The organism is Sporolactobacillus vineae DSM 21990 = SL153 (assembly GCF_000377985.1).
Taxonomy (GTDB): domain Bacteria; phylum Bacillota; class Bacilli; order Bacillales; family Sporolactobacillaceae; genus Sporolactobacillus; species Sporolactobacillus vineae.
This window is the reverse complement of record NZ_KB899075.1, coordinates 1-5,289: the sequence shown is the minus strand read 5'-3', so window position 1 is coordinate 5,289 and position 5,289 is coordinate 1. Positions and strand designations below refer to the sequence as shown.

Below are 5,289 nucleotides of genomic sequence, written 5' to 3'. Positions count from 1 at the left end.
AAAATAAGGACCCGTTTCAGAAAACTCCGGAAGTTAGGGATGCCGGAAGCACAAGCCTTCACTTTCGCCAACACCCGTAAAGGGTACTGGCGGACGGCGCATAGCAAGACGCTCTGTTACACCCTGACGAATGAAAAGCTGGAGCATCTTGGACTGGTTAATCTTTCCAAGACACTCCAGCATATTCAGAGTGCTTAAGTTGTTGAACCGCCGTATACGGATCCGTACGTACGGTGGTGTGAGAGGTCGGAAATCGAAGATTTCCTCCTACTCGATCATAATCGCACGCCAAATCTGGCGAAGACCGAAAACCATCCTCTGAAGACCGATAAACTTTTTCCGGTCCGCCTCCCGCGCCCGCAACTGTGCTAAACTGAAATCACTTCATCACGATCGGAGCGCTGATCATCGAATTCCTGTCAGGTTTAATGCTCGGACTGCTGCTGCAATTGTCCGTCGGTCCCGTGTTCTTCACCGTACTGCATCTCTCAATGAAAAAAGGGTTCCGCGAAGGCCTGAAAATGACCGCCGCCGTCGCACTCGTGGATGCCCTCTATATCTGCCTGTCGTTCACCTCCATGTCGGCGCTCCTCCAGATCCCGTCCCTGCAAAAAGGGATCGGCTTCCTGGCCATGGTTGTGCTGGTTTATTTCGGCATCACCTTCATCCGCAACTCAGGGACGAAATCCGTCCGGCAAACCGCCGCCATCCATCACAGCTTCACTTACGGCCTGAAGATCACACTGATCAATCCGCTGACGATCGTTTTCTGGTCCGGGGCGTTCGGCTCGCTGATCGCCGCCCGTCAGCTGACCGGCTTCCTCCCGACGATCCTCTATGGTGCAGGCTGCGTCACTGCCACGATCCTGTTTCTCGGACTGACCAGCCTGTCCGGAAAATATCTCACCCGCCTCATCGATCCGCGCAAACTGAGATTCGTCGACATCGCGGTCGGCGTTATCCTGATTCTCTTCGGTATCGAAACCTTTTTCACCAGCCTGTTCTGAAACCATCGCAAGCTCATAAAAGTTTCTCAATGTAACCGCTTAATATGGTAAACTAGCTTTTAGACAATCTCATACGGCCCGACCCGCCGCATGTTCATCCGCCAGGAGGCCCGTCCGATGAACTGGAAATGGTACTTTTCGCTCCTGTTTGCCTGTCTGTCGCTGATCATTTTTATCCTGTGGTTTACCCCTGCCGCAGAGCATCCCTGGGCGACCGTGCCCGTGTTCTCAATGCTCGCCGTCCAGACCGCCGACACGTGCCTGAAACGGCGCCATCACAAGAATAAGCGCTGAAAAATTCCGGCTGCAGTCAGCCGATAGGAGGGGACCCAATGCGTGATCTCGCCCGTTTTCTGTTCCTGCTGCCCTTCGTCCTGTCCGTCTACCTGTTCTGCTATATCTATCCGGTCGATCCCACTCTGTTCGTCCTGTTCACCTGCGCCTATTTTGCTGTCTACTTTTTCATCGACCACTGGTTCAAACGGCGCAGCCGCAAAAAGCCATGACATCAAACTGAAAAGATTTGTTACCTGCCTGTTACAGGGCTGACATACAAGACTGGTAAGGTAGAGTCATTAAGAAAGCGAGATGTGATTATGCTGAAAAAAATCTTAATGACACTGTCCGTTGCCATTCTCTTGATCTCAACATTGTCCGCTCCTAAAGATGCCAGTGCGAGAAGCCACTATAAATCAGTCAGAGTCAGCGCTACAGCATATAATGAAATGGGCCGTACCGCAACAGGGTACCGCCTCTGGAAACATCCGAGAGCAAAAGTCATCGCCGTTGATCCGCGCGTCATTCCGCTCGGCTCCAAAGTCTATGTCCCCGGTTACGGCACCGCAGTCGCCAGAGATACCGGCGGCGCGATCAAGGGCAAGATCATCGACGTTCATTTCAAGACCCGTCATCAGGCCATCAAGTGGGGCAGAAAACACGTGAAGATCAAAGTGTACAGAAGATAAAATCATATAGCTGAGAACCAAGCGGCCGTCTCAAAATATATTGAGGCGGCCGTTATTTATTTTGCTCTCATTCAGTTACTTTCCGGGAGAATTGTGGCAAGAAGGTTATTCATAATGAGTCCGACATTGAGCAATCTCAATCTGCTGATCTCGGATTCGATAAACCAGCCGATTTGTATCGTCAACGCCGGCGGCTCCACCATCCCGAAAAGTCACCTTTAAGTGGCTCAGGTTTTCCAATTCCACTGTAACCATTGCGATCAATATCTTTAATAAGTCGATTGATCCGCTTGAGTGTCTTTTTATCCTGATTCTGCCAGTAAAGATAATCATCCCATGCTTCTTCCTGCCAGATCTTATTCATTCTGACCTTCAATAAGATCATGGGACTGGCCATGATGATGATCCAGATCCGTAATCGATTTTCTTAAATGTTCCTGATTGGCCAGTCTGTAGAACGGATCTGCAGTAATTTCAAAAGGGATACGCTTCTGCAGGACAACCGCTTTTGTAAAAATCGTAATTGCTGTAGTCATATTCAGCCCCATATCCTTAAATACTTGCTCCGCATGTTTTTTTAAATCTTCATCCATACGAATCGTAATATTTTTTGTAGCCATAATTATCTCCTCCTTACACATCTATTGTACATTATATGCACAGCATTTTGAATATAAACGCTTGCATATGCAAATAAACAAGTATCCGGAATGCATGCAGATAGAGGTCCATTATTGACGCAGCCCCCGCTAAAATGGTAAGCCTTAAAGAGAAAGACATTTTTGGAAAAATTATTGTGGAACGGAAGAGGTGCAGTGGATGGAATGGGATACTGTCATCGAACATGGAACGATCGTCACACCCGACGCAACATTTAAAGCGAATCTCTACATAAAAGGCGGCAAAATCGCGGCATTGTCCGACCGGCCGCTCGGCGGCACGGCCGGAAAAACGATCGACGCGGCGGGAAAATATGTCCTGCCCGGCCTGATCGATATTCACGTCCACTCCCGCGACCCCGGGCCGACCTATAAGGAAGACTTTTTCACGTCTACCCAGGCGGCAGCGGCCGGCGGGATCACAACCCTCTTCGACATGCCCAATACCACACCGCCAACCCGTGACGCGGCCAGTTTCCGTGATCAGGTCGCCAACCTGACGCGGAAGGCGCATGTCGACTTCGGGCTCTGGGGCATCTGCCTCGGTCACCTGAACAATAAGGATCTCCCGGCCCTGGCCGATGCCGGCGTGATCGGCTTCAAATATTTCTGGGGCTACGCCATCAATAAGAAGACGTTCCAGCTCACGTACAATTACAAAGCAGGCATGACCGACGTCATCGCCCCGTTTTCCGACGGCGAAGTCTATGAAATATTCCAAACCGTGGCAAAAACCGGCAAAGTGCTCGCCGTCCACGCCGAAGATAGCAGCCTGATCCTGAAACTGACCGAGCAGGTCCGCAAGGCCGGCGGCAGCGACTATGAAGCGCTACTCCGCGGCCGGCCGAATCTCGCCGAAGAAGTCACCGTTCAGATGGGCCTGTCTTTTTCAAAAGCGTCCGGAGCGAACCTCCACATCCTACATGTGACCACCGCTGAAGCGGTTGACGCGATTGCCCGTGCCAAGGCATCCGGTGTCCCGGTCAGCGCTGAAACCTGCCCGCATTACCTGTTCCTGAGCAATGAGGATTATCCGAAGGTCGGTCCGGTGATGAAGATCTATCCGCCGGTTAAGTATAAAAAGGATCAGGAACGCCTCTGGCAGGGGATCAGCGACGGCACGATCACGATCATCTCGTCCGATCACGCGCCGCACACCCCCGAGGAGAAAAACGGGGATCTCTGGTCGATTCCCGCCGGCATGTCCGGCACGGAAACGATGGCGCCGCTGATGCTCAACGCCGTCAATCAAGGCCGGCTCACCCTGCAGAAACTGACCGCGCTGATGTCGGAAAATCCGGCGAAGCGCTTCGGCATCTATCCACAGAAAGGGTCGCTTAACATCGGCACCGACGCCGACATCACGATCGTCGACATGGACAAAGAAGCGGTCATCCGCGCCGTCAACCTCCACAGCAAGAGCAAAGTCACCGCCTACGATGGCTGGCGTGTCAAAGGCATTCCCGTCGAAACCATCGTCCGCGGCGAAACCGTCATGAAGAACGGCACCATCGTCCATAAACCATTCGGCCACGTCGTCCGCCCAATTAACTAAGAAGGTCAAAACCAGGATCCCGAAAAAAGATTCTGGTTTTTTTATATCAGTGTGTAACATTATTTGCATCTGCTCATAATATATTTAAACGTACGAATCGTACAATTCGTACACTATTTGATATAATAGGGAGGTGAAGGGAGTGGCTAAAAAGATGCCGGCAGCGATTGAAAATTCAAGTGATGTTCGCAAAGACTGGTCGCGCTTCATCGATGACGTGATCTACAGAAGTCCCAAATTCGTTCAGAGAAATCAAAAAACAAATGAGACTTTTTTAACCATGAATTTGCCGATCGCAAGACAATTGTTAGAAAAATATCGATTTGAGATTCATGTGGAACACGATACTAACGCCAATGAATATATTGCCACCATTAAAGATATCTGGATTGTTGAATCCGGAAAAACAGAGCAGGAAGCGGTGAAAAATTATTTACAGAGTTTCATCGACTGGTCCAAATATTATTTTAATGAATTTGATCTTAACTATAACGCGCCCAATCTCAGGCCACAATTACCCCTGGTTATGAAAGCACTAATCATTAATGATGTCAGTGAACTTCTGAACGATACCGATGTCCAACACACGCAATCATAAGCGATTTCGCGATTATCCTCAGATCGGCTGATATATGGCCGTGTGATCAGCCCGAATCTTTCAAATATGTATTCTATTTTACGTAAATATATGATTTTTCAGATCAGATCCACACAGGTCTGACGCTAAACCGGCATGTTTTACTTGTTGTAGCAGCAATGCGCAAAACAGCATCGAAGAACGATCCATACTCGGGCTGCCAGGATCCTACCGGAGTATTCACTCGAGTTAAGAGAACCGTCACAGACACCCCGTTTCAGACTCATGTAAAATGAAATTATTCCCTTTGTAAAATGAGCCCCGCAAAAAAATCCTCAGGAGGACATCATATGTCCATTGATCATGACCGTATGTTTAAGGAATTGCTGCACACTTTTTTGGATGAATTTCTCGAAGCGTTTTTCCCAAAGATCTACCATCAGCTCGATCTGTCCTATAAAAAGTTTCTTTCGGAAGAGCTGTTTCCGGATCTGATCGACGGGGACAAGAAACGGGCCGATGTCAT

Annotated in this window: 8 protein-coding genes and 1 pseudogene; 7 read left to right on the top strand and 2 right to left on the bottom strand. The window is 49.5% G+C overall.

The genetic code is table 11. The features are described 5' to 3' along the window. The 5 genes and pseudogenes from D889_RS15525 to D889_RS0114620 form a co-directional block, all read left to right on the top strand. A pseudogene (locus D889_RS15525) lies at positions 1 to 198 on the top strand (group II intron reverse transcriptase/maturase); the annotation flags it as partial. Between the two features lie 230 nt (positions 199 to 428). After that, on the top strand, positions 429 to 1,007 hold the full coding sequence (locus D889_RS0114635) for a LysE family transporter (protein ID WP_010632905.1): 579 nt from the start codon (positions 429 to 431) through the stop codon (positions 1,005 to 1,007). A gap of 117 nt (positions 1,008 to 1,124) precedes the next feature. Then, positions 1,125 to 1,301 (top strand): hypothetical protein, encoded by a 177-nt coding sequence (locus tag D889_RS15710; RefSeq protein WP_018962462.1) that lies wholly within the window; start codon positions 1,125 to 1,127, stop codon positions 1,299 to 1,301. 38 nt (positions 1,302 to 1,339) lie between these two features. Continuing rightward, positions 1,340 to 1,513 (top strand): hypothetical protein, encoded by a 174-nt coding sequence (locus D889_RS15705; RefSeq protein WP_018962461.1) that lies wholly within the window; start codon positions 1,340 to 1,342, stop codon positions 1,511 to 1,513. A gap of 90 nt (positions 1,514 to 1,603) precedes the next feature. After that, positions 1,604 to 1,972: a 3D domain-containing protein gene (locus D889_RS0114620; protein WP_010632904.1), complete on the top strand. Its 369-nt coding sequence runs from the start codon at positions 1,604 to 1,606 to the stop codon at positions 1,970 to 1,972. A 181-nt stretch (positions 1,973 to 2,153) separates the two neighbouring features. On the opposite strand, the gene D889_RS15235 is transcribed toward D889_RS0114620, so the two are convergent. Both D889_RS15235 and D889_RS0114610 read right to left on the bottom strand, forming a co-directional pair. Next, positions 2,154 to 2,336 (bottom strand): Txe/YoeB family addiction module toxin, encoded by a 183-nt coding sequence (locus D889_RS15235; protein ID WP_010632903.1) that lies wholly within the window; start codon positions 2,334 to 2,336, stop codon positions 2,154 to 2,156. Beyond that, entirely contained in the window at positions 2,329 to 2,592 is a 264-nt protein-coding gene (locus tag D889_RS0114610; protein WP_010632902.1) for a type II toxin-antitoxin system RelB/DinJ family antitoxin, read from the bottom strand. The genes D889_RS15235 and D889_RS0114610 overlap by 8 nt, the downstream gene beginning before the upstream one ends. A 199-nt stretch (positions 2,593 to 2,791) precedes the next feature. On the opposite strand from D889_RS0114610, the gene allB reads away from it, so the two are divergent. After that, positions 2,792 to 4,186, top strand: coding sequence for an allantoinase AllB (allB, locus tag D889_RS0114605; protein ID WP_010632901.1), 1,395 nt, complete (start codon positions 2,792 to 2,794; stop codon positions 4,184 to 4,186). Positions 4,187 to 4,328: 142 nt separating this feature from the next. Beyond that, positions 4,329 to 4,784 carry a hypothetical protein gene (locus D889_RS0114600; RefSeq protein ID WP_010632900.1) on the top strand — a complete coding sequence of 152 codons (456 nt, stop codon included), beginning with the start codon at positions 4,329 to 4,331 and terminating at the stop codon, positions 4,782 to 4,784. The last annotated feature ends 505 nt before the right edge of the window (positions 4,785 to 5,289 follow it).